This window comes from Streptomyces sp. NBC_00414 (assembly GCF_036038375.1).
In the GTDB taxonomy this organism is placed as follows: Bacteria; Actinomycetota; Actinomycetes; order Streptomycetales; family Streptomycetaceae; genus Streptomyces.
In genome coordinates, this window is sequence record NZ_CP107935.1 from 5,894,803 (window position 1) to 5,919,390 (window position 24,588).

Annotated in this window: 26 protein-coding genes; 16 read left to right on the forward strand and 10 right to left on the reverse strand. The window is 71.8% G+C overall.

Annotated features, from left to right (window positions below; genetic code table 11):
- Positions 1 to 235: 235 nt before the first annotated feature.
- The 5 genes from OHS59_RS25610 to ccsB all read left to right on the forward strand — a co-directional run bounded on the left by OHS59_RS25610 (position 236) and on the right by ccsB (position 6,047).
- Entirely contained in the window at positions 236 to 1,549 is a 1,314-nt protein-coding gene (locus OHS59_RS25610; protein WP_328495733.1) for a hypothetical protein, read from the forward strand.
- A 131-nt stretch (positions 1,550 to 1,680) separates the two neighbouring features.
- Positions 1,681 to 2,304 carry a TlpA family protein disulfide reductase gene (locus OHS59_RS25615; protein WP_328495734.1) on the forward strand — a complete coding sequence of 208 codons (624 nt, stop codon included), beginning with the start codon at positions 1,681 to 1,683 and terminating at the stop codon, positions 2,302 to 2,304.
- Between the two features lie 6 nt (positions 2,305 to 2,310).
- Positions 2,311 to 3,078 (forward strand): cytochrome c biogenesis CcdA family protein, encoded by a 768-nt coding sequence (locus OHS59_RS25620; RefSeq protein ID WP_328495735.1) that lies wholly within the window; start codon positions 2,311 to 2,313, stop codon positions 3,076 to 3,078.
- Positions 3,079 to 3,081: 3 nt separating this feature from the next.
- Entirely contained in the window at positions 3,082 to 4,929 is a 1,848-nt protein-coding gene (resB, locus tag OHS59_RS25625) for a cytochrome c biogenesis protein ResB (RefSeq protein ID WP_328495736.1), read from the forward strand.
- A complete protein-coding gene (ccsB, locus tag OHS59_RS25630) occupies positions 4,926 to 6,047 on the forward strand; it encodes a c-type cytochrome biogenesis protein CcsB (protein WP_328495737.1) in 1,122 nt (373 codons plus the stop codon). The genes resB and ccsB overlap by 4 nt, the downstream gene beginning before the upstream one ends.
- Here ccsB and OHS59_RS25635 read toward each other — a convergent pair.
- The 4 genes from OHS59_RS25635 to OHS59_RS25650 form a co-directional block, all read right to left on the reverse strand.
- Positions 6,044 to 8,242, reverse strand: a complete 2,199-nt coding sequence (locus tag OHS59_RS25635) for a hypothetical protein (protein WP_328495738.1) — start codon at positions 8,240 to 8,242, stop codon at positions 6,044 to 6,046. The two genes, ccsB and OHS59_RS25635, sit on opposite strands and share 4 nt — an antisense overlap.
- A gap of 157 nt (positions 8,243 to 8,399) precedes the next feature.
- Positions 8,400 to 9,404 carry an isopenicillin N synthase family dioxygenase gene (locus OHS59_RS25640; protein ID WP_328495739.1) on the reverse strand — a complete coding sequence of 335 codons (1,005 nt, stop codon included), beginning with the start codon at positions 9,402 to 9,404 and terminating at the stop codon, positions 8,400 to 8,402.
- Positions 9,388 to 9,864, reverse strand: coding sequence for a nucleoside deaminase (locus OHS59_RS25645; RefSeq protein ID WP_328495740.1), 477 nt, complete (start codon positions 9,862 to 9,864; stop codon positions 9,388 to 9,390). The genes OHS59_RS25640 and OHS59_RS25645 overlap by 17 nt, the downstream gene beginning before the upstream one ends.
- Before the next feature lie 30 nt (positions 9,865 to 9,894).
- The gene (locus OHS59_RS25650; protein ID WP_328495741.1) at positions 9,895 to 10,392 is read right to left on the reverse strand and encodes a GNAT family N-acetyltransferase; all 498 of its coding nucleotides are present in this window, start codon (positions 10,390 to 10,392) and stop codon (positions 9,895 to 9,897) included.
- Positions 10,393 to 10,475: 83 nt separating this feature from the next.
- Here OHS59_RS25650 and OHS59_RS25655 point away from each other — a divergent pair, with 83 nt between their 5' ends.
- Positions 10,476 to 11,327, forward strand: a complete 852-nt coding sequence (locus OHS59_RS25655; RefSeq protein WP_328495742.1) for an alpha/beta fold hydrolase — start codon at positions 10,476 to 10,478, stop codon at positions 11,325 to 11,327.
- A 23-nt stretch (positions 11,328 to 11,350) separates the two neighbouring features.
- On the opposite strand, the gene OHS59_RS25660 is transcribed toward OHS59_RS25655, so the two are convergent.
- Both OHS59_RS25660 and OHS59_RS25665 read right to left on the reverse strand, forming a co-directional pair.
- Positions 11,351 to 12,340, reverse strand: coding sequence for an aldo/keto reductase (locus OHS59_RS25660; RefSeq protein ID WP_328495743.1), 990 nt, complete (start codon positions 12,338 to 12,340; stop codon positions 11,351 to 11,353).
- Positions 12,341 to 12,427: 87 nt separating this feature from the next.
- A complete protein-coding gene (locus OHS59_RS25665; protein WP_328499355.1) occupies positions 12,428 to 13,516 on the reverse strand; it encodes a sensor histidine kinase in 1,089 nt (362 codons plus the stop codon).
- A gap of 256 nt (positions 13,517 to 13,772) precedes the next feature.
- Between OHS59_RS25665 and OHS59_RS25670 the strand changes: the two genes are divergently transcribed.
- The 6 genes from OHS59_RS25670 (at position 13,773) to OHS59_RS25695 (ending at position 17,547) form a co-directional block, all read left to right on the forward strand.
- Positions 13,773 to 14,156, forward strand: coding sequence for a sortase-dependent protein (locus OHS59_RS25670; protein ID WP_328495744.1), 384 nt, complete (start codon positions 13,773 to 13,775; stop codon positions 14,154 to 14,156).
- The gene (locus tag OHS59_RS25675; RefSeq protein WP_328495745.1) at positions 14,153 to 14,782 is read left to right on the forward strand and encodes a class F sortase; all 630 of its coding nucleotides are present in this window, start codon (positions 14,153 to 14,155) and stop codon (positions 14,780 to 14,782) included. The genes OHS59_RS25670 and OHS59_RS25675 overlap by 4 nt, the downstream gene beginning before the upstream one ends.
- A 274-nt stretch (positions 14,783 to 15,056) precedes the next feature.
- Positions 15,057 to 15,548, forward strand: coding sequence for an RNA polymerase sigma factor (locus tag OHS59_RS25680; protein ID WP_328495746.1), 492 nt, complete (start codon positions 15,057 to 15,059; stop codon positions 15,546 to 15,548).
- The gene (locus OHS59_RS25685; RefSeq protein ID WP_328495747.1) at positions 15,532 to 16,038 is read left to right on the forward strand and encodes a hypothetical protein; all 507 of its coding nucleotides are present in this window, start codon (positions 15,532 to 15,534) and stop codon (positions 16,036 to 16,038) included. Before OHS59_RS25680 ends, OHS59_RS25685 begins: the two co-directional genes overlap by 17 nt.
- 189 nt (positions 16,039 to 16,227) lie before the next feature.
- A complete protein-coding gene (locus OHS59_RS25690; protein ID WP_328495748.1) occupies positions 16,228 to 16,485 on the forward strand; it encodes a hypothetical protein in 258 nt (85 codons plus the stop codon).
- A gap of 102 nt (positions 16,486 to 16,587) precedes the next feature.
- A complete protein-coding gene (locus OHS59_RS25695) occupies positions 16,588 to 17,547 on the forward strand; it encodes a DMT family transporter (protein ID WP_328495749.1) in 960 nt (319 codons plus the stop codon).
- On the opposite strand, the gene OHS59_RS25700 is transcribed toward OHS59_RS25695, so the two are convergent.
- Together OHS59_RS25700 and OHS59_RS25705 are read right to left on the reverse strand one after the other, a co-directional pair.
- Positions 17,498 to 18,400: a LysR family transcriptional regulator gene (locus OHS59_RS25700; RefSeq protein ID WP_328495750.1), complete on the reverse strand. Its 903-nt coding sequence runs from the start codon at positions 18,398 to 18,400 to the stop codon at positions 17,498 to 17,500. The two genes, OHS59_RS25695 and OHS59_RS25700, sit on opposite strands and share 50 nt — an antisense overlap.
- Positions 18,401 to 18,454: 54 nt before the next feature.
- Positions 18,455 to 18,823, reverse strand: coding sequence for a PLD nuclease N-terminal domain-containing protein (locus OHS59_RS25705; protein WP_328495751.1), 369 nt, complete (start codon positions 18,821 to 18,823; stop codon positions 18,455 to 18,457).
- 99 nt (positions 18,824 to 18,922) lie between these two features.
- Here OHS59_RS25705 and OHS59_RS25710 point away from each other — a divergent pair, with 99 nt between their 5' ends.
- Both OHS59_RS25710 and mqnP read left to right on the forward strand, forming a co-directional pair.
- Complete coding sequence (locus OHS59_RS25710; RefSeq protein ID WP_328495752.1) at positions 18,923 to 20,383, forward strand: menaquinone biosynthesis decarboxylase; 1,461 nt, start codon at positions 18,923 to 18,925, stop codon at positions 20,381 to 20,383.
- A complete protein-coding gene (gene mqnP, locus OHS59_RS25715) occupies positions 20,380 to 21,288 on the forward strand; it encodes a menaquinone biosynthesis prenyltransferase MqnP (RefSeq protein WP_328495753.1) in 909 nt (302 codons plus the stop codon). The genes OHS59_RS25710 and mqnP overlap by 4 nt, the downstream gene beginning before the upstream one ends.
- Before the next feature lie 108 nt (positions 21,289 to 21,396).
- Here mqnP and OHS59_RS25720 read toward each other — a convergent pair whose 3' ends face one another.
- The gene (locus OHS59_RS25720) at positions 21,397 to 21,876 is read right to left on the reverse strand and encodes a MarR family winged helix-turn-helix transcriptional regulator (RefSeq protein WP_328495754.1); all 480 of its coding nucleotides are present in this window, start codon (positions 21,874 to 21,876) and stop codon (positions 21,397 to 21,399) included.
- Positions 21,877 to 22,151: 275 nt separating this feature from the next.
- Positions 22,152 to 23,066 carry an NADP-dependent oxidoreductase gene (locus OHS59_RS25725; RefSeq protein ID WP_328495755.1) on the reverse strand — a complete coding sequence of 305 codons (915 nt, stop codon included), beginning with the start codon at positions 23,064 to 23,066 and terminating at the stop codon, positions 22,152 to 22,154.
- 269 nt (positions 23,067 to 23,335) lie between these two features.
- On the opposite strand from OHS59_RS25725, the gene OHS59_RS25730 reads away from it, so the two are divergent.
- Together OHS59_RS25730 and OHS59_RS25735 are read left to right on the forward strand one after the other, a co-directional pair.
- Positions 23,336 to 24,010, forward strand: a complete 675-nt coding sequence (locus tag OHS59_RS25730) for a UbiX family flavin prenyltransferase (protein ID WP_328495756.1) — start codon at positions 23,336 to 23,338, stop codon at positions 24,008 to 24,010.
- 115 nt (positions 24,011 to 24,125) lie between these two features.
- Complete coding sequence (locus OHS59_RS25735) at positions 24,126 to 24,581, forward strand: Lrp/AsnC family transcriptional regulator (protein ID WP_107020870.1); 456 nt, start codon at positions 24,126 to 24,128, stop codon at positions 24,579 to 24,581.
- Positions 24,582 to 24,588 lie beyond the last annotated feature (7 nt).

The window sequence follows — 24,588 nt, forward strand, 5'->3', positions numbered from 1 at the left end:
CTTCCGTTCCCGGCTCGGGGGCGGGGGGACTACGCGAGAAGTGCCACCGGGCCGACGGCCGAACGTCCGACCTTCACGCCCCTTACCGCGGAGCGGTTCCCCTGGTTTCGTCACAGGTTCGCCATCGGATAGTCACCGAAATATCTAAGTGTGCGGGGGAACCCCCGTGTTCGTCGTGCCCTCTAACCCGGTGTCCAGATTGTTTGGGCGCCGAGCACGACGAATGGGGACGGAAATGCGCGACATCAGCCGAAGGGGAATGCTGGGACTGGGACTGGGAGCCGGAGCCGCTGCCGCCATGGGGATCGCGGGCTGCGGCACCGCTCTCGGAGGCGGCTCCCACGGCGTCGGAGATTCCGGAAAGGCTGGTGGCAGCGGAGGTGGACGTCCCGCCCGTCCCCTCGGCGACGGCTCCACCTCCTTCACCGGCAAGCAGCCCAAGCAGCCCGAGAAGCCCGTGCCACTCCAACCCGGCGAGACCCCGCCGCAGTTCGTCGTCTTTTCCTGGGACGGCGCGGGGGACGTGGGCAACGGCCTCTTCGAGCGATTTCTGAAGCTCTCCGAAGAGCATGACGCGCGAATGACGTTCTTTCTCTCCGGGCTCTATCTCCTGCCCGAGTCGAAAAAGCGCAAGTACCTTCCGCCGAACAACGCGCCGGGCGCGTCCGACATCGGTTATCTGACGGACAGCCATATCAAGTCGACGCTGAAGAACATCCGGCGGGCCTGGCTCGACGGACACGAGATCGGCACCCACTTCAACGGCCACTTCTGCGGCGGCACCGGCACGGTCGAGAACTGGACGCCGGCCCAGTGGCGCAGCGAGATCGACCAGGCGAAGGCCTTCGTCAAGGAGTGGCGTACGAACACGGGCTGGAGCGAGAAGGAGGTGCCCTCGCTGCCCTTCGACTACGAGAAGGAACTCGTCGGCGGCCGCACCCCCTGCCTCAAGGGCCAGGACAACCTGCTGCCCACCGCCCGCGAGCTCGGCTGGCGCTACGACGCCTCCTCGCCCGGCGGCACCCAGGTCTGGCCGGGCAAGAAGGAGGGCGTCTGGGACCTGCCGCTCCAGGCGATGCCCTTCCCCGGGCACACCTTCGAGGTCCTCTCCATGGACTACAACATCCTCGCCAACCAGTCGGTCAACTCGACCCAGGCCCCGCCCGCCAACTACCCGGCCTGGCGCAAGCAGGCGACCGACTCGTACATAGCGGGCTTCACGCGTACATACGAGACGAACCGGGCCCCCTTCTTCATCGGCAACCACTTCGAGGAGTGGAACGGCGGCATCTACATGGACGCCGTCGAGAACGCGCTGAAGCACATCGCGGGCAAGAAGGACGTGCGCCTGGTGTCGTTCCGCCAGTTCGTCGACTGGCTCGACGTGCAGGACACGGCCGTCCTGGAGAAGCTGCGGTCGCTGGGGGTCGGGCAGGAACCGGTCGGCGGCTGGAACACCTTCCTCGGCGAGGTCACCACGAACTCCGGCAAGGGCGACGCGAAGGGCCCGGGGAAGGGTGACGCGAAGGGCTCGGCGAAAGCCGCCTGACGCCTCCTGACGCTGTCCGAAGCCTCCTGACGGCCCTCCGCCGTAGCGCCCGAAACGCGGCCCTGCATACGGTTCCGCCCCCGTGAGGGGGGTGCGCAAGATCCCCGGAACGGACATGCGAAACTTTTCACATGAGTGCCGCCAGCTGTGCCGTCCAGCGCACCGAACGGACCCGTGGCCGCGCCGCCGCACTGGCCGGTGCGGCCGTCGCCGCCGCGCTGCTCCTCTCCGCGTGCGGATCCGGGGGCAAGTCCGGCGGGTCGGGTGACACCGGTTTCGTCACCGGTTCCGACGGCATCGCCACGGTCGACAAGGGCAGCCGCGCGCAGGCGCCCGAGCTGTCGGGCAGGACCATCGACGGCAAGCAGCTCGACGTCGCCGACTACAAGGGCAAGATCGTCGTCCTGAACGTCTGGGGCTCCTGGTGCGGCCCGTGCCGCCTGGAGGCCAAGAACTTCGTCACGGTCTCCGAGGACCTCAAGGACCAGGGCGTGCAGTTCGTCGGCATCAACACCCGGGACACGAGCACCACCCCGGCGATCGCCTTCGAGAAGGCGCACGGCGTCGAGTACCCGAGCCTGTACGACCCGACGGGCAAGCTGATGCTCCGCTTCGAGAAGGGCACGCTCAACCCGCAGACGATTCCCTCCACGCTCGTGCTCGACCGGGACGGGAAGGTCGCCTCCCGGTCGCTGTCCGCGCTCAGCGAGGACAACCTGCGCAAGATGCTCAAGCCGATCCTCGCGGAGAAGTGACCGCTCGTGTCCCTTCTCCTGGCCGCCGGCACCGACGCCAACCAGACCGTCCTCACCGGGGCGCTGGTACTCGCCATTCCGATCGCCCTGCTCGGCGGACTCGTCTCCTTCTTCTCACCCTGCGTGCTGCCGCTGGTGCCCGGCTATCTCTCGTACGTCACCGGGATCAGCGGCACCGATCTCGCCGAGGCGCGACGCGGGCGGATGGTCGCCGGGGCCTCGCTGTTCGTCCTCGGCTTCACCGCCGTGTTCGTCTCCGGCGGCGCCCTCTTCGGCTACTTCGGCTCCACTCTGCAGGAACACCAGAGCACGCTCTCCAAGGTGCTCGGCACGCTCATGATCCTCATGGGCGTCTTCTTCATGGGCATGATGCCCTGGCTCACCCAGCGTGAGTTCCGCTTCCACCGGCGGCCGGTGGCCGGTCTCGTCGGAGCCCCCGTGCTGGGCGCCCTCTTCGGGATCGGCTGGACCCCATGCATCGGACCGACGCTCGCCTCCGTGCAGGCGCTCGCGTTCGACCAGGCGAGCGCCGGGCGCGGGGCCATACTGACGGTCGCGTACTGCGTCGGTCTGGGCGTGCCCTTCGTCGCCGCCGCCGTCGCCTTCCGCAAGGCGCTCGGCGCCTTCGGGTGGATCAAGCGCCACTATGTGTGGGTGATGCGGATCGGCGGCGGAATGATGATCGCGACCGGTCTGCTCCTGCTGACCGGCGCGTGGGACGGCATCGTGCAGGAGATGCAGGGCTGGTCCGACGGCTTCACGGTAGGGATCTGATTCATGGGCACGACACGGGACACCGACGTGCGGACCGAGGGCGGGAACGGCGACCGGGGCGACGCGAACGGTACGGGTGACACCGCCGTGCGGGACGCCGGCGATCTCGGCGCGGCCGGCGCCCAGTTGTCCACCGCGCCCCGCGAGACCGCGATGCCCGGCTCCTTCGGCGGTGCGCGCACCCCGGGCGCCACGGGATGGCTCGGCTGGGCCGGCCGTGAGGTCATCGGCTGGGCGCGCTGGATCTGGCGGCAGCTGACCTCGATGCGGGTCGCGCTGCTCCTGCTCTTCATGCTGTCCCTCGGCGCGATCCCCGGCTCGCTGATCCCGCAGTCCGGGACCGACGAGACGAAGGTGGCCGACTTCCTGGCCCGGCACACCACGGTCGGGCCGATCTACGAGAAGCTCGGGCTGTTCCACGTCTACAGCTCCGCCTGGTTCTCCGCGATCTACATCCTTCTCTTCATCTCGCTCATCGGCTGCATCGTGCCCCGCACCTGGCAGTTCGTCGGCCAGCTGCGCGGCCGCCCGCCGCGCGCCCCGCGCCTGCTGACCCGGCTGCCCGCGTACACCACCTGGCGGACCGAGGCCGGGCCCGAGGAGGTCCGGGACGAGGCGCTGAAGCTCCTGCGGAAACGGCGCTTCCGTGCCCACCTCGACGGGGACGCGGTCGCCGCCGAGAAGGGCTACCTCCGCGAGGTCGGCAACCTCGCCTTCCACATCGCGCTGATCGTGATGCTGGTCGCCTTCGCCTGGGGCCAGCTCTTCAAGTCCGAGGGCAACAAGCTGATCGTCGAGGGCGACGGCTTCGCCAACACCCTCACGCAGTACGACGACTTCAAGTCCGGGAGCCTCTTCGACACGAACGACCTGGAGCCCTTCAGCTTCGTACTGAAGGACTTCGAGGGCACGTACGAGGAGACGGGGCCCAACAAGGGCACGCCGCGCACGTACCAGGCGAAGGTCGACTACAGCGTGGGCGCGGACGGCGAGGAGCAGAAGAAGACCGTCAAGGTCAACGAGCCGCTGGACATCGACGACTCGAAGGTCTACCTCACCGCCCACGGCTACGCGCCCGTCGTCACCGTCCGGGACGGCAAGGGCGACATCGTCTACCGGCAGGCCGTGCCGCTGCTGCCGCTCGACTCGAACGTCACCTCGACCGGCGCGATCAAGGTCATGGACGGCTACAAGGACGCCAAGGGGAAGCAGGAGCAGCTCGGCTTCCAGGCGTTCTTCCTTCCGGCGTACGGCGGGGACGGCACCGCGGTGGTCTCGCAGTTCCCGGCGCTGCTGAACCCGGTGCTGAACCTGGCTGCGTACCACGGCGACCTCGGTGTCGACGCGGGGCTGCCGCAGAGCGTGTACCAGCTTGAGAAGAAGAACATGAAGGAGTTCAAGAACTCCAAGGGCGAGCAGCTGCGGGAGAACCTGAAGCCCGGCGAGACCATGCGGCTCCCCAACGGCGCCGGCTCGATCACCTTCGAGAAGGGCGTCAAGGAGTGGGCGAACTTCCAGGTCACCCGTCAGCCCGGCGCGGGCTGGGCCCTCGTCGGGGCCTTCGGCGCCATCTTCGGTCTCGCCGCCTCCCTCTTCATCCAGCGCCGCCGCGTGTGGGTGCGTGCCGTGACCGGCCCCGACGGCGTCACGGTCGTCGAGATGGCGGGCCTCGGCCGCAGCGAGTCCGCCAAGGTCCCGGAGGAACTGGGCGTCCTGGCCGGAACCCTGTACGACCTGGCGCCGAGCGTGCCCGACACCCCGGACCAGCCCCGGAGCGACACCCCGGACCAGCCCGAGAACGAGACCCCCGAACCTCCCGCCGTACCTGCCGAAGGGGCTGAGACGAAGTGACTCTCGCCGCCGCAACCGACCTCGCCGCCGCGACCGATCTGGCCGCCGCGACCAACGAGCACCTCGCGAACGTCAGCAACACGCTGATCTACTCGGCGATGGCCGTCTACACGCTGGCCTTCTTCGCCTACATCGCCGAGTGGCTCCTCGGCAGCCGCAGCAAGGTCGGCCGTACGGCCGCCGCGCTGACCGCCGACCAGGCCGCCAAGAAGGCCGGGCCCCCGGCCGTCACCGTGCAGAACGCGGGCGGCACCGCCGTACTGGAGCGGCCCAAGGTCGTCACGCGGGCCGCGGCCGGTGCGCGGGACGTGCCGGACGGGCCCGGCGCGCACGGCGGGGACGAGCAGGGCGACCTCTACGGGCGGATCGCCATCTCCCTCACCGTGCTCGCGTTCCTCATCGCGTTCGGCGGTGTCCTCGCACGCGCCCTGTCGGTGCAGCGGGCGCCGTGGGGCAACATGTACGAGTTCAACATCACCTTCTCCACGGTCGCCGTCGGTGTGTATCTCGGGCTGCTGGCGATGAAGAAGAACGTCCGCTGGATGGGCCTCTTCCTGACGACGACGGTCCTGCTGGACCTCGGCCTCGCCGTCACCGTCCTGTACACGGCCAGCGACCAGCTGGTGCCCGCGCTCCACTCGTACTGGCTCTACATCCACGTCTCCACCGCGATCTTCTGCGGCGCGGTGTTCTACGTGGGCGCGGTCGGCACGATCCTGTACCTCTTCAAGGACAGCTACGAGAACAAGCTCGCGACCGGCGGCAGGCCGGGCCGTTTCGCGACCTCCGTGCTGGAGCGGCTGCCCGCCTCGGCCTCGCTCGACAAGTTCTCGTACCGGGTGAACGCCGCCGTCTTCCCGCTGTGGACGTTCACGATCATCGCCGGCGCGATCTGGGCGGGCGACGCGTGGGGCCGCTACTGGGGCTGGGACCCCAAGGAGACCTGGTCGTTCATCACCTGGGTCGCCTACGCCTGCTACCTGCACGCCCGCGCCACCGCCGGCTGGAAGGGCCGCAAGGCCGCGTACATCGCGCTCATCGCCTTCGCCTGCTGGCTGTTCAACTACTACGGCGTGAACATCTTCGTCACCGGCAAGCACTCCTACGCCGGCGTTTAGCGCGGGGTCCGACCGAGGCGAAGGGGGCGGCCCGCGAGGGCGTCCTCGGTCCAGTGCACGGAGGCCCGCAGCAGCGGCTCCGCGTCCGTCGGCCGGAGCCTCGACAGATGCTCCAGCTCGGACCGCAGCCGCTCGGCGACGACCGGGTCGGGCAGCGCCAGCGGATCGGTCACCTGCCAGACCCCGTACAGGAGTCGGCGTATCCGCAGGTGCAGGGCGGTGTCGGCGCCCTCCGGCGGTAGCGGGCCGGGGCCGACGCGGCCCAGCGCGACCCGGGTGCGGGCGTCCGACCACGCGCCGCCGGGGCCGTCCGGGGCGGGCGCGGGGTGGTACGGCGCCGACGCGAGGAGGACCAGCGCCGACAGCCAGGTCTTCATGTCGCGCCGGTGGAACGTGTCGCGCAGATACGTGACGGCCGGTTCGGCGGCGCCGAGGGCGAGTTCGTGGTGGAGCCGGTGGAGGACGCGCCGCTCCTCGTGCCCGGAGCCGTCCGCCGGGCGGCCGTGCGGCGGGCCTTCCGGCGCGGCCGGAGTGTCCGTGCAGTGCGCGACGAGTGTGCGGTGTGCCGCCCGCCAGGTGTGGTGGTCCGGCTCCCTGCGGTACAGGTCCAGCAGCAACAGTGCCCGCAGGAACGGGTCGCCGACGAACTGGCCGGGGACCGTGGGCAGTCCCTCCTCGGCGAGCCGCGCCTCCAGGGCGAGGACCCCCGCCGAGCCGAAGTCGCCGGGGAGCAGGGCCGCGGCCAGCGCGCACGCCGACGCGCGGTCGTGGGCCACGGCCAGCAGCGCCAGCTCGTCCCGGTGGCCGTCCGGCACCAGGCGGTCGAGGAGTTCGCGGTGGGCGGGGCGGCCCTCGCGCGTCTCGCGCGCCTCTTGCGCCTCGTACGTCTTGTGCGCCTCGTGCGTCGTGTGCGGGACGAGGTCGGCGGCGAGGAGTTCGCCGGGGGTACCGGCGCCCCGGGACAGGTTCTGCCGGGCGGACTCGGCGAACAGGGTCGTGCCGAGCGGGCTGCCGCCGGTCAGCCGGTGGGCGGCGCCCGGCAGCCGGGACGGTACCGCCAGGCCCCGGCAGGCCGCCTCGACGACTCGCCGGGTGTCGCCGGGGGACAGCGGTGACAGCGGCACGAGCAGGGCCCGGGACGAGGCCGTGCCGCCGGGCTCCCAGCCGCTCGTGCGGGCCAGCTCGGGCAGGGTGGCGCGGGTCGCGTTGCGCAGGGCCGGATGACCGTGACCGCGCAGCCCGGCGAAGAACACCACCCGGTCGGCGATGCCGCAGGCCCGGTCCCGCAGCACCGCTCCGATCAGTCCGATCCCCGGCGCGGCCTGCGCGTTGTCGATGAGGACCACCGGACGCCCGGCCCGGTGCCCGCGCGGCAGCGACCCGCCGTACGCGTCGTCGAGGTCGGCCAGCAGCGCCCGTACGAGATGGCCCTCGGCGTGGGTGCGGGGGTCGCCGCCCGCTCTGAAGTGCCCCGAGAGCAGCAGGAGTCCGAGCTTCGGGTTGCCTTCGGCGTTCGGGTGGTCGCGGTACCAGGTGGCGGCCTTCCGCAGCCGGCGGTGCGTGGGCGAGACCCCTTCGGAGAACGCTTCCAGGGCGGCCTCGACGACCGGCTCGACCACCGGACCCGTACCGGACAGCGAGCCGGTGAGCGGGTCGGTCAGCCGGGCCGACAGCCGGGCGACCCGGCGGCCCGCGTGCGAGCCGACCCATGAGCCGGTGTCGTTCAGCAGCAGGATCCGCTCGGTCTCCCGGCGGATGCGGGACAGGTCCCGGTCGTGCCAGCCGCCCGCCGCCACGGCCAGCAGGCCCACCGCGAGCCGCGGGAACGGGATCCGGCCCGCCTCGGCCACCGGCTCCGCGAGCTGCTCGGCGATCGTCACCAGTGCCTGCGACACGGGCGACCGGACGGGCGACCAGCCCTCGTGGGGCCGCCCGGCGGGAGGCTCCGCGAACAGGCGCGCCTCGCAGTCGATCAGCGCGACGGGCGTGTGCCCCTCGTACGCGGCCTGCAGCTCCGCCAGTACCGCGCTCTTGCCGAGCCCGCGGGCCCCGGTGAACACCACGAAGGGGATGTCCCGCGGGTGTTCGCAGGGACTGGGCCCGTGCTGGAACGGGCGCAGGCCGACGAGCCGTGAGGCGAGGCCGGGCGGTTCCGTGTCGAACAGCGCCCCTCGGCCGTGCAGCCCTCTGCGCACCGCATCTCCCCCTGGGACCCCGTGGGTCCCGGTTCTCGTAGAGGTGAGGTGTATCAACCGCGGGACGGCCAGGGGGCGTTGCTTCGGAGTGGACCGCATGATGTCCGCGGGCTTACGGAAATGTCGGCGCCGTCGGCGGAGTCCGACCGGGCCCGGTTCAGTTCACTGTGATCGAGTCCAGCTTCTCCCGCAGGTACACATGGGAGTCGACGGGTTCGTACGCCACCCGGCCGACCGGGGCCGGGACCGACTCGACGCGGGTTCCCGGGGTGCACTCGCCGAAGTAGACGAGGGACATCAGCTCCTCGGTGGGCTCGTCCGCCGGCGGGGGCAGTACGCGGTGGCGGCCCGAGCGCCAGCGGTCGCCGGTCCAACGGGCCATCAGGTCACCGATGTTGATGGTGAACGCGGCCGGGTCGAAGGGCGCGTCCTGCCAGCCGCCGTCGTCCGTGTGGATCTGCAGCCCGCCCTTGCCGGCCTGCCGGTCGAGGATGGTGACCGTGCCGAAGTCGGTGTGGGGGCCGATCCGGAACTGGCCCTCCTCGGGCTCGCCGACGACCTCCGTGCCCGGATACCAGTTGATGTTGAAGCCGTAGGTCGGATGGTCCATGTGCCGGGTGAAGAAGTCGGGTTCCAGGCCCAGTGCCTCACCGAGCAGGGCGAGCAGGTGGTTCTCCAGCTCGGCCATCCGCGCCAGGTACTCCTCGCACAGGGCCCGGAGCCCGGGAGCCTCGGCGGGCCAGACGTTCGGCGCGTACCACTGCGCGTCGGTCACCGGGTCGTCGAAGGGCTCGTGCGTCGCGAAGGTCAGGGACTCCTTCAGGTCGGGCGGGGTCGGGGTGCCCTCCGCGTAGCCGTTGGCCTCGGCGCCCGGACCGAGCCAGCCCCGGCCGCCGACCTTCGCCGCGTACGGCTGCTTGGTCTCGGTGGGCAGCACGAAGAAGGCGCGGGCCGCCTCGCGGACGCGTACCCGCAGGTCCGGGTCTACGCCGTGACCGGTCACCAGCAGGAATCCGGCGCTCTGGAGCGCGCCGTCGACCGTGCGGGCGATCCGGGCCCGGGCCTCGGGGTCGCCGGAGAGCCACGGCCCGAGATCGACGGTCGGCACACGGGGGCCGCCGTGGGCGGCGGAGTGGCCGGCGGCGTCACTCACTGATCTCACCGATGTCCTCGTTCCACAGTGCGGGGTTGTTCCTGACGAAGTCGCGCATCACGGCGACGCACTCGGGGTCGTCGAGGAGCACGATCTCCACGCCGTGCTCCGCCAGCCAGTCGTGTCCGCCGTGGAAGGTCCGGGCCTCGCCGACGACGACCCGGGAGATCCCGAACTGCCGGACCAGACCGCTGCAGTACCAGCACGGCGAGAGCGTGGTCACCATCGTCGTGCCGCGGTACGAGCGCTGCCGTCCCGCGTTCCGGAAGGCGGCCGTCTCGGCGTGCGCGGACGGATCGCCGTCCTGGACGCGGCGGTTGTGGCCCCGGCCCAGCAGGGTGCCGTCCGCCGCGTACAGCGCGGCGCCGATGGGGACACCGCCCTCCGCGAGGCCGGCTCGGGCCTCCTCGACGGCGGTCGCGAGCCATTGGCGTTCCCGCGTCCCGTCGATGCGCTCGTGGTCGCTCATGGCATCCACTCTCCCCGATCGGCCCCCGGGTCAGTCCTCCTTCGTCCGCGGGCCGCCCCCACCGGCCCGCAGATCGATCCAGAGGTCGCTCTCACCCGGCAGCGTGTACCGGTCGACCTCGACGTATCCGTGGGCCCGCGCGAACCGCAGTCCCTCGGAGTTGGCGGCCAGCACGACGGTCTCGATCGTCCGGGCCCCGAGTTCGCGCGCGAGCGCCAGGCCCCGTACATGGAGCTGCTCGCCGAACCCCCGGCGGCGGTGGGCGGGGAGCACGCGGGCGATCACGGTGGCCGTCGCCTCCGCGCCCTCCGGCGGCCGTACCGTCGTGCAGCCGACCAGCACGTCGCCGAGGTACGCCACCTCCAGGTGATACCGGCCGGCCCGTTCCCGGACCTCGCCCGGGGACAGGGCGGCGGGCGGCACGATCACGTTGTGGACGTGCCGCCAGTCCTCGACGAGGGACTCGGCAGCCGAGCCGTCGGCGCCGGCCCGCGCGACGCCGACCCGTTCGATGCGGAGAGCAGTCATCGCAGCAGGCAATCGCGTGGCCGGTGGGGCGTCAACCGCGTAAATGCCGTTGTCCCTCCCCGGGGGCGTGGTGAGGATGGGACATGCCTCACTTCTCCGCTCCCGACGGCACCCGGCTCGCCTACCGCTCGGAGGGCGGGGGCGGGGGCGTGCCGCTGCTCTGTCTGCCGGGTGGGGCGATGCGGGCGTCGGACTACCTCGGGGACCTGGGCGGGCTGTCGGCGTACCGGAGGCTGGTGCTGCTCGATCTGCGGGGCACCGGCGGCTCCCAGGTGCCCGCCGACCCGGCGACGTACCGCTGCGACCGGCAGGTCGACGACGTCGAGGCCCTGCGCGAGCACCTCGGACTGGAGGGCGTCGACCTGCTCGCGCACTCGGCGGCCGGTGACCTCGCGATCCTGTACGCGGCCCGGTATCCGGGGCGCCTGCGGACGCTCACGCTCGTCGCGGCGAGGGCCCGTGCGCTCGGGGTCGGCTTCCTGCCCGAGCACCGGCGCGAGGCGGCGGCGCTGCGGGTGGGCGAGCCGTGGTTCGAGGGCGCCCACGCGGCGTACCTGAGGATCTGGGGCGGGTCCGCCACCGACGCCGACTTCGAGGCCGGGACCCCCTTCTTCTACGGGCGCTGGGACGCAGCCGCCCGTGCGCACGCCGCGGCCGAGCCGGCGCAGATCAACGACGAGGCGGCGGACGTGTACGCGTCCGCCGGAGCGTTCGCCGATCCCGCGGGCGTGCGGGCCGCCGTCGCCGGGCTCGACGCGCGGGTGCTCGTCCTCGCGGGGGAGCTGGACGGCGGCCCGCTGCCGCGCGTGGCCGCCACGGTCGCCGGGCTGTTCCCCGGCGGTGAGGTGTTCGTCCAGCCGGGTGCCGGACACTTCCCGTGGGTGGACGATCCGGACCTCTTCGCGGGCACTGTCGGCAAGTTCCTTGCCTCGTAGGGCTGTTGGTCGGGCGTCGGTGTTCAGGGGGTCGGGGTCTCCTCGGTGAGCAGGCCCGTCGTCCTCAGGGCGGTCCAGAAGTCCGCCGGGACGGGGTGGCCGAAGAGCCGCACGTTCTGGGCGACCTCGTCGGCCGAGCGGGCACCGACGACCACACTCGTGACGGCGGGGTGCCCGAGCGGGAACTGCGCGGCGGCCGCGAGCGGCGGCACGTCGAAGTCCGCGCACACCTTCCGCAACGCCCTGATGCGCGCGGCCAGTTCGGAGGGGACCGAGGTGTATCCGTGCGGCGCCCCCGGGCGGGGGTCGGCCAGCAGGCCGGACTGGTAGACGCCCGCGGCCATGACGGAGACCCCGCGCTCGGCACACAGCGGCAGCAACTCGTCCAGCCCGGAACGGTCGAGGAGGGTGTAACGCCCGGCCAGCAGGACACAGTCCGGGCCCGGCGCCGCCGCCTCCCGCAGGTAACGGGCCGCCACCGGCGCGTGGTTGACGCCGATCGAGACGGCTCCGACGACACCCGCGGCACGCAGTTCGGCCAGCGCGCGATACGCCTCCGAGACCGCGGTGCCGAAGTCCTCGTCGGGGTCGTGCACATGGAGGACGTCGACCCGGTCGAGCCCCAGCCGCTCCAGACTCTCCTCGACCGAACGCATCACCCCGGCGTACGAGTAGTCGAGCCGCGGTCCGACGCCCGCCGGAGGGTCCGCCCAGATCGGCTGGGTGTCTGGACCTCCCGGCTCGATGATCCGCCCGACCTTGGTGCACAGCGCGTAGGCGTCCCGCGGCCGGGCGGCGAGAGCGGCTCCGGTACGGGTCTCCGAGCGCCCGTACCCGTACACGGGGGCCGTGTCGTACAGCCGTATGCCCAGGTCCCAGGCGGTGTCGAGGACGCCGGCCGCCTGCTCGTCGGACACCGGCTCGAACAGCCCGCCAAGGGAGGCCAGTCCCAGCCCGAGACGGCTGACCCGCAGTCCCGTGCGGCCCAGTGGTACGAGTTCGTCGGCTCTCATCGGCCCGTGCCGCCTTCCGTTGTCGCCAGTGATTCCGTCGCTGCTGGTGGTCGGACCGACTCCGGGGACGGAGCCGCTCCCGTCGGCTCAGTCGGTTGTCGTGGGCAGGCGCAGTCGCACCCCGTAGCCGCCGTCGGCCGTGGCGCCGGCCTCGAAGGAGCCGGCGAGGTTCTCGGCCCGTTCGGCGAGGCCGATCAACCCGACCCGGGAGCCCGGCAGTTCGAGGACGGGCCGGGTCGGCGGGGTGTTGGTGACCGTCACGCCCAGCCCGTCGCCCCCGTGCCACAGACAGACCGTGGCGGTGGCGCCGGGCGCGTGCTTGCGTACGTTCGTGAGGGCCTCCTGCACGGTCCGGTAGACCGCGCGCTGGGCCGGCGCCCCGATGCCGGAAGGCAGTTCGCCCTTCAGCGTCACCTCGATACCGCTGCCGTCGACCAGTTGCCGCAGGTCGGCCAGGGTCGGCTGGGGTGCCGGTTCGCCCGTACGGCCGCCGGAGGCGCGCAACAGCGTGACCATGTGCCGCAGTTCGTCGAGGGTGGTCACGCTGAGCCCGCGGATCGTCCGGGCGGCCTCACGCGTCTCGGTGTCCTTCGCGCCGACCTGGAGGGCCCCGGCCCGTACGGCGATGAGGCTCACCTGGTGGGAGACCACGTCGTGCATCTCCCGTGCCAGCTGGGCCCGTTCGCGGGCCAGCACGCTCTGGGCGTGCAGCCGGCGCTCGTGCTCCCGTGCCTCCTCGACCTCGGCCAGCCGCTCCGCCGCATCGCGTCTGGCCTGCACCAACTGGCCCAGGAAGAGGGGCGCGGCCGCCGTCGCCAGCAGATAGACGAAGTCGACGAAGGTCCAGAAGCGGTCGTCCGTCGCGTAGTCCGACAGCGGCCACGGCAGCGCGGAGGCCACCGCCGACGCCGTGGCGCAGGCGATGAGCAGGCGCCGGTCCCGGCTGCGTTCGGCCAGCGTGTAGAGCGCGGCCAGGGGTGCCACCACGACCGACGAGAACAGCGCGGCGGGCAGCGACAGCAGGAACACCGCCAGGGGGAAGCGCCGCCGCACGAGCAGCGCCGCACAGGCTGCGGCCGAGAGGGCCATCTCCAGCGGGGTGTCGTGGTCGAGCTGGAGACCGACGTCCACGGCCGCGAGGGCGACGAGCAGCGCGTCGGCCGGTAAGGCCCCCAACCGGCCCCGGCCCGCCGCCTCGTCGTCCGTCGTCCCGTCGTTCACGGCGGCCAAGCCTAGGCGCAGGCGGCCCGGGGCGGCACCGGCGTCCGGCGGCATCGGTGGGGCGTGCCCGACGGACGCGTACGCGCACGCGTCGAAGGACTTTGCCTGTTCTTTACAACCCGTTCCACGGCTGCCTCGTCTCTCCGCTCGATCCATGACGCAGCCGTCCGCCGTTCCATCGTGCGGGCGGACCGATGAGAGAGAGCCCCACATGCGCCGAACTGTCCTCAGCGCCCTGGCACTCGCGTGCACCGCCGTACTGGCGGGCACGGTGCCCGCGTTCGCCGACGGGACGTCTCCGACCCCCGCCCCCGCCTCGGAGGCCCCGAGCACCGCCCCGACCAAGGCACCGGCCGGGAGCAAGCCCCCGACCGCCGAACCGAGCGCCGCGCCCGCGGAGCCGACCAAGGCGCCGACCGACGCGCCGGGCACGGGCGAGGTCTCCGTCGTACCCAGCGGAGCGCCCGACACCGGTGTGGCCTCGGACGGGTCCGGTGGTGAGGGCGGCCTGATCGGCGGTGGCGCCGCCGCGGCGTTCGCGCTGGGCGGCGCGGCGGTCTATGTCGTACGCCGCCGACGGGCGACCGGGGCGTGACCCTGCCCTCCAGGCGTGCCTTCGTCACCGCCGCGATGGCCACCCTGCTCGTGGGCTGCGGCGGCGGCGGAGGGGGCGGCGAGACCGACGGCACCGGCACCTCCCGCGGAGAGAACACGTCACCGTCGTCGGGCTCCTCCGCGGCCGGGAAGACCGTGCACGCGCTCGCGCGCTCGGTGCCCGTCGGGCTGCGAATCCCGGCCGTCGACGTCGACACCAAGGTCATGCGGCTGGGGCTGGCCCCGGACGGCAGCGTGCAGGTGCCCCCGATCGAGGCCGACGACCGGGCGGGCTGGTACCGGCACTCGCCGACGCCCGGCCAGGTCGGCCCGTCGGTGATCCTCGGCCATGTCACGGTCGGCGGCTACGGGGACGGCGTCTTCCACGATCTCGCGCGGCTGCGGCGCGGCGACCGGATCGAGACCCGCCTGGAGAACGGCACGGCGGCGGAGTTCACCGTCAGCGCCGTACGGACGGTCGCGCAGGCGGAGTTCCCGACGGACGACGTGTACGGGGACACGGGGCGGCCCGAGTTGCGGCTCATCACGTGCGGCGGGCCCCGCAGCGGTGACGGCTACCGCGACAGCGTGATCGTCTTCGCCGAGCTGAGTCAGGAACGCCCCTGACGCGAACCACCGGCACCGACCGACCGATCGGAACCACCGGAACCGGCCGACCGATCGGAACCACCGACACCGACCGACCGATCGGAACCACCGGAACCAACCGAACCACCGGCACCACCCGCCCCACCTGAACCCCGGATTCCGGGTCGTTGGAACCGTACGCCGACGGCCCGGGATCCTTCCGGGTGAGCCACACAGGCCCAGCAGGCCCCACAAGCCCTACGAGACAGGCCCGCAGAGCAGCCCCACGAGTGTCGTCACGACCTGGAGAGCGTTGAAACGGTCCCGCGAGCAGGCAGCGTCCGAGCTGTTCGCTGCCCTCTATCCGCGCCTCGCCGGCTGGTGCCGCCGGCTGGTGGACGACGACGAGACGGCCCACGAGATCGCCTCGGAGGCGTTCACGCGGCTCTGGGCCCGCTGGACCTCCGTGGCGGAGCCCCGCGGCTTCCTCTACGTGACCGCGGCCAACCTCGTCCGGGACCACTGGCGCAAGCTGGAACGCGAACGCAGGGCGATGCGCCGCGCGACGGCCGAGGCCGCCGTCCGCCCGGAGACCGAACAGGCCGACCCGTCGGTGCGCCTGCTCGTGCAGTCGCTGCCGGAACGACTGCGCGTCCCGATCCTGCTGCACTACTACGCTGACATGCCGATCCGGGAGGTGTCCGTGCTGACCGGGCGCAAGGAAGGAACCATCAAGGCCGATCTCCACGCGGCCCGCGAACTGCTCCGCGCCCATCTGAGGAGAAGCGTTGATCACACACTCTGACGACGGTCCGGACTTCGAACCCGACGACCCCCTCGCCGTCATCCTGCGGCCCACCTCCGACTACCTCGGCCCGCCCGCCGGGCGGTACGAGGCGATCCGCCGGGGTGCGGCCCGCCGCCAGATCGGCCGTGCCGCGGCCGGGGCGGCCCTGCTGTGCGCCGCGACCGCTCTCATCGCGCTGCCGGTCCGGCTGGGGACACCCGACCGGCCCGCGTCCCCGACGGTCCCCCTCGCCCCGCCGCCCCCGAGCAGTCCTTCGTCCTCACCCACCCTGCCGCCGTCGCCGGAGCCCTCGGAGTCCCGGGCCACCGAGGAGCCTTCGGCGAAGTCCCCGGCCGCGAGCCCCGGTACGGGGACCGATCCGTCCGCCGCCGTCCCGAGCGAGCCGCCGACGCACTCGGCGGCGCCCACCAAGGTGCCGACCACGAAGCCCACATCGGCATCGACACTGGCACCGACTCCGAAGGCCTCGGCGGCTCCGTCCTCCTGACGGCGCCTCAGGCGGCAGCCGGTACTGGTCCGGTGGGGGTGGCCCCACCCCGGGTCCGGTAGGCCGCTTCATGGCGGCGGCAGACGGCTGGCGGCAAGGTGGAACCCAGAAAGTCCAACCGGAGGTTCAGCCCGAAGTACCACCGGAAGGACCACCCAGAAGCCGCCCCGCCGCCCGGAAGGAACCGCCATGAACATCTCCACGACCACCGCCCGCACCGATGTCCTCGTGAGCGATGTCATCGCGACCTCCGCCGCCGCGCCGACCGCCGTCACGACCGCCGCCGTCACGACGTCCGAGAACGAGCTCGCCCCGCTGCTCGCCGCCTGGGACGACGCGCACTCCGGCGCCTCCGACGATCTCGAATGGCGCCACCTGCTGGACGAGATGGCCCACCCACGCACCACGCAGGCGTTCTACCGGCTGGCCGCGACCGCCGGGAGCTGACCCCGCCCCGCCGCTCGCCATCGGCGGGACCGATGGGCCCATCGGCAGGACGCCCCACCGGCTCGTGGACCCGCGTCACGGCCCGCTCGTACCTTCCAGGGCATGACCACGACCCCGGGCAACATGAAAACGGCGGAGAACAAGGGCACGGCCCAGCTGACGATCGCGATGGTGCTCTCCGGCACGCTCGGCGTCTTCGTCGTCGAGTCGGGCGCCTCGCCCTTCGACGTCGTCTTCTTCCGTGTCCTGTTCGGCGCCCTCGCCCTCGGCGCCTACGTCGTCGCCCGCGGCTGGCTCCGCGGCCACGGCTTCACCCCGCGCACCCTCGGACTCACCGTCCTCGGCGGCCTGTTCATCGTCTTCAACTGGGTCTTCCTCTTCCAGTCCTACGAGAACACGTCGATCTCCGTGGCGACGGTGGTCTACCACACCCAGCCGTTCTACGTGGTCCTGCTCGGCGCCCTCCTCTTCCGCGAGCGCCTGACGGCCGTCACGGTCGGCTGGGTGGCCCTCGCCTTCGCGGGTCTGATCCTGGTCTCGGGCGTCACCCCCGCCGACTTCGCGAGCGGCGGCTCGTACGTCGCCGGCGTGGGCCAGGCACTGCTGGCCGCGCTCCTCTACGCCCTGTCGACCCTCGTGACCAAGCGGGTGACGGGTGTGCGCCCGCACCTGATCGCGCTCGTCCAGGTCGTCGTCGGCATCCCGCTCCTGCTGCCCTTCGCCGACTTCGGCGCGATGAGCGGCACGGGCGCCGACTGGGGCTGGCTGGTGGGCCTGGGCCTGATCCACACCGGCCTGATGTACGTCCTCATGTACGCGGCCTACGCCAAGCTCCCGACCGCGAAGATCGCGGTGCTCGCCTTCACCTACCCGGCGGTCGCGATGGTGGCGGACTGGGCGGTGTACGGCCACCACATCGGGCCCGTCCAGGCGCTGAGCGTACCGCTGATCGTCCTGGCCAGCCTGAAGGTGACCCTCGCGAGGAAGCCCGCCGCCTCCGCCACCCGTACGGTCACTCGCTCCGAGTCTGTTCCCGCAGCACCCGTACCGTCTCGTCGATGAACAGCCGCAGATGGCGCGGCAGCCGTTCGCCCTGCCGCCACGCCAACTGCGTGTACAGCTGGAACGGCGGCTTCCAGTCCAGCTCCGTCAGCTCGCCCGACGCCAGCTCGGCCCGCACGGTCATCCGCGGCAGCAGCGCGACCCCCAGGCCGCCCGCCACCCCGCGCTTGGTCGCCTCGATCGTGCCGAACTCCATGAACGGCGGCGACTGCCCGGCGGCCCCGGCAAGCTCCGCCTCGAACAGATCGCGGTACGGGCAGCCGGGCTCCGTGCCCACCAGCTGGGCCGCCGTGAGGTCCTCGGTGGTCAGCGGAGCCCGGTCCCCGGCCAGCGGATGGCGGGGCGAGGAGACCAGGACCAGCGGCTCGGCGGTCAGCACCACCGTCTCAAGCCCCGGGTGCCCGGCGACCGGCTCCATGAGAAAGCCCACGTCGTACGTGCCCTGCCGCAGCGCCTGCCGGGTCGCGTCCCCCAGGGTCGGGCGCATCGACAGTCGTACGCCGGGATAGCGGTGGTGGAAGAGTTCGAGGAGGGGCGGCAGCCGGTACGACGTCAGCGACTCCATCGTGCCGACGGTCAGCGAACCGGCCGGTTCCGCCGAGCCGGTGACCGCCGCCCGGGCCTCCTCGCTCAGCTCGATGATCTGCCGGGCGTAGGGCAGGAGCCGCTCGCCGGCCTCGGTGAGCCGGATGCGGCTGCCGAGCCGGTCGAAGAGTTCGGCGCCGAGCGAGGACTCCAGGGCGCGGATCTGGCCGGTCACGCTGGACTGCGCGTACTTCAGCTCGGCGGCGGCCCGGGTGAAGCTCAGCACGGTGGCGACCTTCTCGAAGGTGACCAGAAGCCGTATCTCCATGCCGTGTCCGCCCGCCCGTCTGCCCGTCCGCCCGTGTGCCCGTGTGCCCGTCCGTCAGGACTTCGGCGGGGCGGAGTCCTCGGGACCCTCGCCGCCGGTGTCGTCCTTGGGGCCGCTCGTGCCCTCGTCCTTGCCGCCCGCCGGGCCGTCGTCCTTGCGGTCGTCCTTGAGGGACTTCAGGAAGTCGGGGTTGTCGTCGGGCGCGACCCAGCCGCCCCGGCGGGACGAGGAGACGTCGCGCGGGGTGCGGACACGGCCGACGATCAGCCAGGAGATGGAGCCCACGAGCGGGAACAGCAGCACGAGGATCGCCCAGATCGGCTTCGGGATGTGACGGATGTCCTTCTCATCGGTGGTGATGCAGTCGATGAACGCATAGATGCTGAGTGCCAGCGGCACCAGGATCATCAGCACCCGAAGCATGCGGTGTTCCCCCTGCTGTGGAGATACGTGCGGAGATCGGGACCGGCTGAGCGGCCCCCGTTACAGAGCCAGCGTAGCGAGTAGCCGATACTGGAACGCATGGCTTACGACGATCTTCGCTCCCTGCTCCGGGCGCTGGAGCGCGAGGGCGACCTCCAGCGCATCAAGGCCGAGGTGGACCCGTACCTGGAGGTCGGGGAGATCGTCGACCGCGTCCAGAAGGCGGGCGGCCCCGCGCTGCTCTTCGAGAACGTGCGCGGATCGGCGATGCCGCTCGCGATGAACGTCTTCGGGACGGACCGCCGCCTGCTCAAGGCGCTCGGCCTGAAGTCGTACGCGGAGATCAGCGAGAAGATCGGCGGACTGCTGAAACCCGAGCTGCCGCAGGGCTTCATGGGGGTGCGCGAGGCCTTCGGGAAGCTCGGCGCCATGACGCACGTACCGCCGAAGAAGGTGAAGTCGGGCAGCGCCCCCGTCCAGGAGGTCGTGCTCACCGGCGACGACGTCGACCTGGACCAGCTGCCGGCGCTCTTCACCTGGCCGCAGGACGGCGGGTCCTTCTTCAACCTCGGGCTCACCCACACCAAGGACCCCGAGTCCGGCATCCGCAACCTCGGGCTCTACCGACTGCAGCGCCACGACAAGCGCACCATCGGCATGCACTGGCAGATCCACAAGGACAGCCGCAACCACTACGCCGTGGCCGCGCGCCGCGGCGAGCGGCTGCCGGTCGCGATCGCCTTCGGCTGCCCGCCGGCCGTGACGTACGCCTCCACCGCGCCGCTGCCCGGTGACATCGACGAGTACCTCTTCGCCGGGTTCCTCCAGGGCAAGCGGATCGAGATGGTCGACTGCAAGACGGTGCCGCTCCAGGTGCCGGCGCAGGCCGAGGTCGTCATCGAGGGCTGGCTTGAGCCGGGCGAGATGCTCCCCGAGGGCCCCTTCGGCGACCACACCGGCTTCTACACCCCGCAGGAGCCCTTCCCGGCGCTCACCATCGACTGCGTCACGATGCGCAAGCGCCCGCTGATCCAGTCGATCGTGGTCGGCCGCCCGCCGACGGAGGACGGCCCGCTGGGCCGCGCGACGGAGAGGTTCTTCCTCCCCCTGCTCAAGATCATCGTGCCGGACATCGTGGACTACCACCTCCCCGAGGCGGGCGGCTTCCACAACTGCGCGATCGTGGCGATCGACAAGAAGTACCCGAAGCACGCCCAGAAGGTGATGCACGCCGTCTGGGGCGCCCACATGATGTCCCTGACCAAGCTGATCGTGATCGTCGACTCCGACTGCGACGTCCACGACCTGCACGAGGTCGCGTGGCGGGCGCTGGGCAACACGGACTACTCGCGTGACCTCACCGTCGTCGAGGGACCGGTCGACCATCTCGACCACGCCTCGTACCAGCAGTTCTGGGGCGGCAAGGCGGGCATCGACGCCACCCGCAAGTGGCCCGAGGAGGGCTACACCCGGGACGGCGGCTGGCCCGAGATGGTCCTCTCGGACCCGGATACGGCGGCGAAGGTCGACCGCCGCTGGAAGGAGTACGGACTTTCGTGAGCAGCGCATCAGCGGCGATCCCGCAGCCGCAGCCGGGCCGGACCAAGGCGTTCCTGCGCCTCGTCATGATCGAGCACTCCGTGTTCGCGCTGCCGTTCGCGTACATCGCGGCACTGACGGCCATGTTCCTGACGGACGGCAACATCCAGTGGGGCCGGCTGTTCCTCGTCACCGTGGCGATGGTCGGGCTGCGCACCTTCGCGATGGCCGTGAACCGGATCATCGACCGGGAGATCGACGCCCGCAATCCGCGTACGGCCCACCGTGAGCTGGTTACCGGCGCGATGTCGGTGAAGCACGCCTGGACGGGCGCGCTGGTGGCCCTGGTGTTCTTCCTGGGCGCGGCGGCGCTGCTGAACCCCCTGTGCCTGGCGCTGGCGCCCATCGCGGTGATCCCGATGGTGGTCTACCCGTACGGCAAGCGGTTCACGAACTTCCCGCAGGCCATCCTGGGTCTCGCCCAGGCGATGGGCCCGATCGGCGGCTGGCTGGCGATCACCGGCGAGTGGTCGTGGGACGCCGTGATCCTGGGCCTCGCGGTCGGTGTCTGGATCGGCGGCTTCGACCTGATCTACGCCTGCCAGGACGTGCAGACGGACCGCGAGGTCGGCGTGAAGTCGGTCCCGGCGCGCTTCGGCATCCAGGCCGCGATCTGGGGCGCCCGCGGCTGCCACGCCGTGACCACGGGCCTCCTGGTCTGGTACGCGCTGGCCACCGACGCGGGAGTCTTCTTCTGGCTGGGCCTGCTGATCGTCGCGGGCGCGTTCCTGTACGAGCACAGCATCGTCCGCCCGACCGACCTGTCCCGCCTGAACCGGGCGTTCTTCCAGGTCAACGGCTTCATCGGCATCGCGCTGTTCGCGTGCGCGCTGCTGGACCTGCTCGTTCGGGGGCTCACCGTCTGACGGACGGGCCGCATACATGGCAGCCCGTCCGGCGTTCGAGGACGAGCGCGCAAGCGCGATCGCGGTGATCTGGGCCGGTGTCCACCGGGCAGGGACAGGCGCGGCGTCTCACTCGCTGCCGGGGACCCGGCCACCGTGTGCCTTGATCGACTGCTCGATCGCGTACGCGGTCGTGGTGAACGTCTCGATCTGTTCCGCCGTCAGGTCTCGGACGGAGATCTCCTCCAGCGTCCGCCACATCTCGGTGATGGGCGCGCGCAGGGCGCGGCCCGCGTCGGTCAGGCGGACGACCAGGGCGCGCCGGTCGTGCTCGGCGGGTTCCCGGGTGAGGAGCCCGGCCTCCTGCATGCGGCGCAGCGACTTGGAGACGGTCGAGTGGTCGAGGCCGACGCCCTCCAGGAGTTCGGACTGCGTCTGCCCGTCGCGGTCGAAGAGCTGCATCAGCAGCAGTTCCTGCCCCGGGTGCAGGTTCATGGCCCGGAGCATGGCGGCGGCGTGGCCGCGATGGGTGCGGGCGAGTACGAAGACGGCGTAGCTGAGGCGTCCGTCGCGCGCCGTGCTCGGGGGCGTGGATGCGGGATCGGTCATCGCTGCTCCTCAGGCGGCTCGGGCGGGGTAGTCGGTTTGTCCGGTCGCGCCGCCGCTGCAGAAGGTGGTCGGGTCGGGGCTGTTCAGCGGCGATCCGGAGCGTATCCGGTCGACCGGATCGGGGTTGGCCAGGGCCGTGGCGCCGACGGTGACGATGTCGGCCCGGCCTTCGGCGATGTCCTTGGCAGGAATGCGCGGGGCCGTGCAGGTTCGGGGCGGTCTCCCGGGCCCCCGGGTACGGTCCGGGGGCTCGCGGAGCCAACTCCTCGGGAGGGTCAGGCGACGGTGAGGACGAGCTTTCCGCGGCCGTGCCCGCTGTCGCTGGCCTGCTGTGCCTTGGCCGCGTCGGCCAGCGGGTAGGTCGCGCCGACCGTGAGCACCAGGTCGCCGTCGGCGGCCTGTCGGGCGAGTTCGGCGAGGCGGGTGGCGGAGCGCCGCTGCGGGCCCTCGGCGAAGACGATGCCGAGTTCGCGGGCCCGGAAGTCGGCGGTGGTGACGATCCGGTCGGTGGTGCCGCGCAGGGTGATGGAGTCCTCCAGCGCGCCCTTGCCCGCGGCGTCGAACACGGCGTCCACGCCGTTCGGGGCGAGTGCGCGGACCCGCTCGACCAGGCCGTCCCCGTAGACCAGCGCGGTGGCGCCGAGCGAGGTGACGTACTCCTGGTTGTTCGGGCCCGCGGTGCCGATGACGTGGGCGCCGCGGGCGACGGCGAGCTGGACGGCGACGGTGCCCAGCGCGCCGGACGCGCCGTGGATCAGCAAGGTCTCGCCGGCCTTGACGTCGAGGAGGTCCAGGACGCGGTCGGCGCCGTCGCCGGCCACGGGCAGCGCGGCCGCGTGGGTCCAGTCCAGGCCGGCCGGCTTGGGCGCGAGGACGGCCTGGTCGGCCAGCGCGTACTGGGCGTACGAGCCGGTGTCGGACCAGCCCAGTACCTCGTCGCCCACCTTGAGCTGGTCGACGCCTTCACCGAGGGCGTCGACGGTTCCGGCGATCTCGCCGCCGGGGACGGCGGGCAGGGTGGTGGGGAAGATGGCCTCCATGATCCCGGAGCGGATCTTTCCGTCGACCGGGTTGACGCCTGCCGCCCGGACACGGACGCGGACCTGGCCGGGACCGGGCCGGGGCACCTCCCTCTCCGCCTCGTGCAGGACCTCGGTGCCGCCGAACGCGTCGAAAACGATGGCCTTCATGACTGCGTCTCCTTCAGTGAGCCGGTCTGGTGGCCCGCATTTACGTGGCCAGCCACATAAAAGTAGCACCGATTATGTGGCTAGCCAAGTATTGGAGTGGAGGTGTTTCCGTCGCAGCCGCGGCGGCGTCTTTTGCGGTCCCGGTGCGCGTGCCCTGAGCGTCGGCCCGCCGCTCGGCGGGCCGGCACTCGGCGCCGCCCGGCCGCCCGTTGGCCCGAAGGCGCGCCACCAGTCCTGAGTCAGTGGCGTCGCGCCGGTAGGCTCAAGGTGTGAACGCAGGAGAAACAGAGCGTCGGCCTTGGATCGTGGGGGTCTCCGGCGCGTCCGGAACGCCGTATGCCGCCGCCGTGCTGCGTGCTCTCCTCGCGGCCGGGGAGAGTGTCGACCTCGTCGTCTCGCGGGCCTCGCGGCTCACCCTGCTCGACGAGACCGGGATCAGCTTCCGGGACGCCCACTGGCAGGACGACCTGCGGGAGTGGCTCGGCCGGGGGGCCGACGGCAAGCCCGGCACGTTCGCGGTGGACGTCGACGACGTACGGCACTGGAGCGCGGGGGACCTCGCGGCGGGGCCGTCCTCCGGCTCGTACCCTGCCAAAGGCATGCTCATCGTGCCCGCCTCCACCGCCTGTGTCGCCGGAGTCGCGCTCGGCCTCTCCAAGGATCTGCTGCAGCGCGCCGCGAGCGTCACGCTCAAGGAGAGGCGGAGGCTGGTCGTCGCCGTCAGGGAGACCCCGCTGAACGGGCAGACCCTGCGTCACCTGGTGACCCTCGACGACGCGGGCGCGACCGTGCTGCCGGCCTCCCCGGCGTTCTACGCGGGGGCCACGCACATCCAGGGCCTGGTGGACTTCGTCGCCGGACGGATGCTGGACGCGACGGGCGTCGGGCACACGCTCTACCGCCGCTGGGAGGGCGAACTCGGCGGCGGCTCCCGCACCACCTGAGCACGGCATCACCCGAGCACAGCGGTAACAGAGCACTGCGGTACCAGAGCAACGCGCAACGCGGCAGTACCCACTCATCACTTCAGGAACTTTTCAGCGGAAGGCTATCGATCGCATGGACGCGGTGGACAGGCAGCTCATCCAGGCTCTCAGGGAGAACGGCCGGGCCTCCTACGCGGAGCTGGGACGCCTCGTCGGACTGTCGGGGCCCAGCGTCACCGACCGCATCAACCGCCTGGAGGCGGCCGGTGTCATCACCGGCTACCGCGCGACGGTCGACTCGGCCTCGCTCGGACTCGGCGTCATCGCCCTCATCGGCATCTCGCTCTCCGACGCCGCCGACCACGAGGACGTGGCACGCCGGATGAAGGACCTCGGCGAGATCGAGGACTGCTGGTTCATCGCCGGTGACGACTCCTACATGCTCAAGGTCCGGGCGTCCGACGTGGACGGCCTGGAGCGGACCATCCGCCGGCTGTCCGGGACCAAGGGCGTCTCCAGGACCCGTACGACCATCGTGCTCTCCACGAAGTGGGAGAACCGGGTCGGCGAGCTGCCCGAGGAGGAGTAGGACGGGC

Bases quoted from the DNA above. Each gene is read 5' to 3' on its own strand.
- OHS59_RS25720 (WP_328495754.1), bottom strand. From the start codon at position 21,876: ATGACCGATCCCGCATCCACGCCCCCGAGCACGGCGCGCGACGGACGC.
- OHS59_RS25615 (WP_328495734.1), top strand. From the start codon at position 1,681: ATGAGTGCCGCCAGCTGTGCCGTCCAGCGCACCGAACGGACCCGTGGC.
- OHS59_RS25670 (WP_328495744.1), top strand. From the start codon at position 13,773: ATGCGCCGAACTGTCCTCAGCGCCCTGGCACTCGCGTGCACCGCCGTA.
- OHS59_RS25705 (WP_328495751.1), bottom strand. From the start codon at position 18,823: ATGCTTCGGGTGCTGATGATCCTGGTGCCGCTGGCACTCAGCATCTAT.
- OHS59_RS25725 (WP_328495755.1), bottom strand. From the start codon at position 23,066: ATGAAGGCCATCGTTTTCGACGCGTTCGGCGGCACCGAGGTCCTGCAC.
- OHS59_RS25695 (WP_328495749.1), top strand. From the start codon at position 16,588: ATGACCACGACCCCGGGCAACATGAAAACGGCGGAGAACAAGGGCACG.
- OHS59_RS25610 (WP_328495733.1), top strand. From the start codon at position 236: ATGCGCGACATCAGCCGAAGGGGAATGCTGGGACTGGGACTGGGAGCC.
- OHS59_RS25655 (WP_328495742.1), top strand. From the start codon at position 10,476: ATGCCTCACTTCTCCGCTCCCGACGGCACCCGGCTCGCCTACCGCTCG.
- OHS59_RS25660 (WP_328495743.1), bottom strand. From the start codon at position 12,340: ATGAGAGCCGACGAACTCGTACCACTGGGCCGCACGGGACTGCGGGTC.
- OHS59_RS25650 (WP_328495741.1), bottom strand. From the start codon at position 10,392: ATGACTGCTCTCCGCATCGAACGGGTCGGCGTCGCGCGGGCCGGCGCC.
- OHS59_RS25710 (WP_328495752.1), top strand. From the start codon at position 18,923: ATGGCTTACGACGATCTTCGCTCCCTGCTCCGGGCGCTGGAGCGCGAG.
- OHS59_RS25690 (WP_328495748.1), top strand. From the start codon at position 16,228: ATGAACATCTCCACGACCACCGCCCGCACCGATGTCCTCGTGAGCGAT.
- OHS59_RS25645 (WP_328495740.1), bottom strand. From the start codon at position 9,864: ATGAGCGACCACGAGCGCATCGACGGGACGCGGGAACGCCAATGGCTC.
- OHS59_RS25735 (WP_107020870.1), top strand. From the start codon at position 24,126: ATGGACGCGGTGGACAGGCAGCTCATCCAGGCTCTCAGGGAGAACGGC.
- OHS59_RS25700 (WP_328495750.1), bottom strand. From the start codon at position 18,400: ATGGAGATACGGCTTCTGGTCACCTTCGAGAAGGTCGCCACCGTGCTG.
- resB (WP_328495736.1), top strand. From the start codon at position 3,082: ATGGGCACGACACGGGACACCGACGTGCGGACCGAGGGCGGGAACGGC.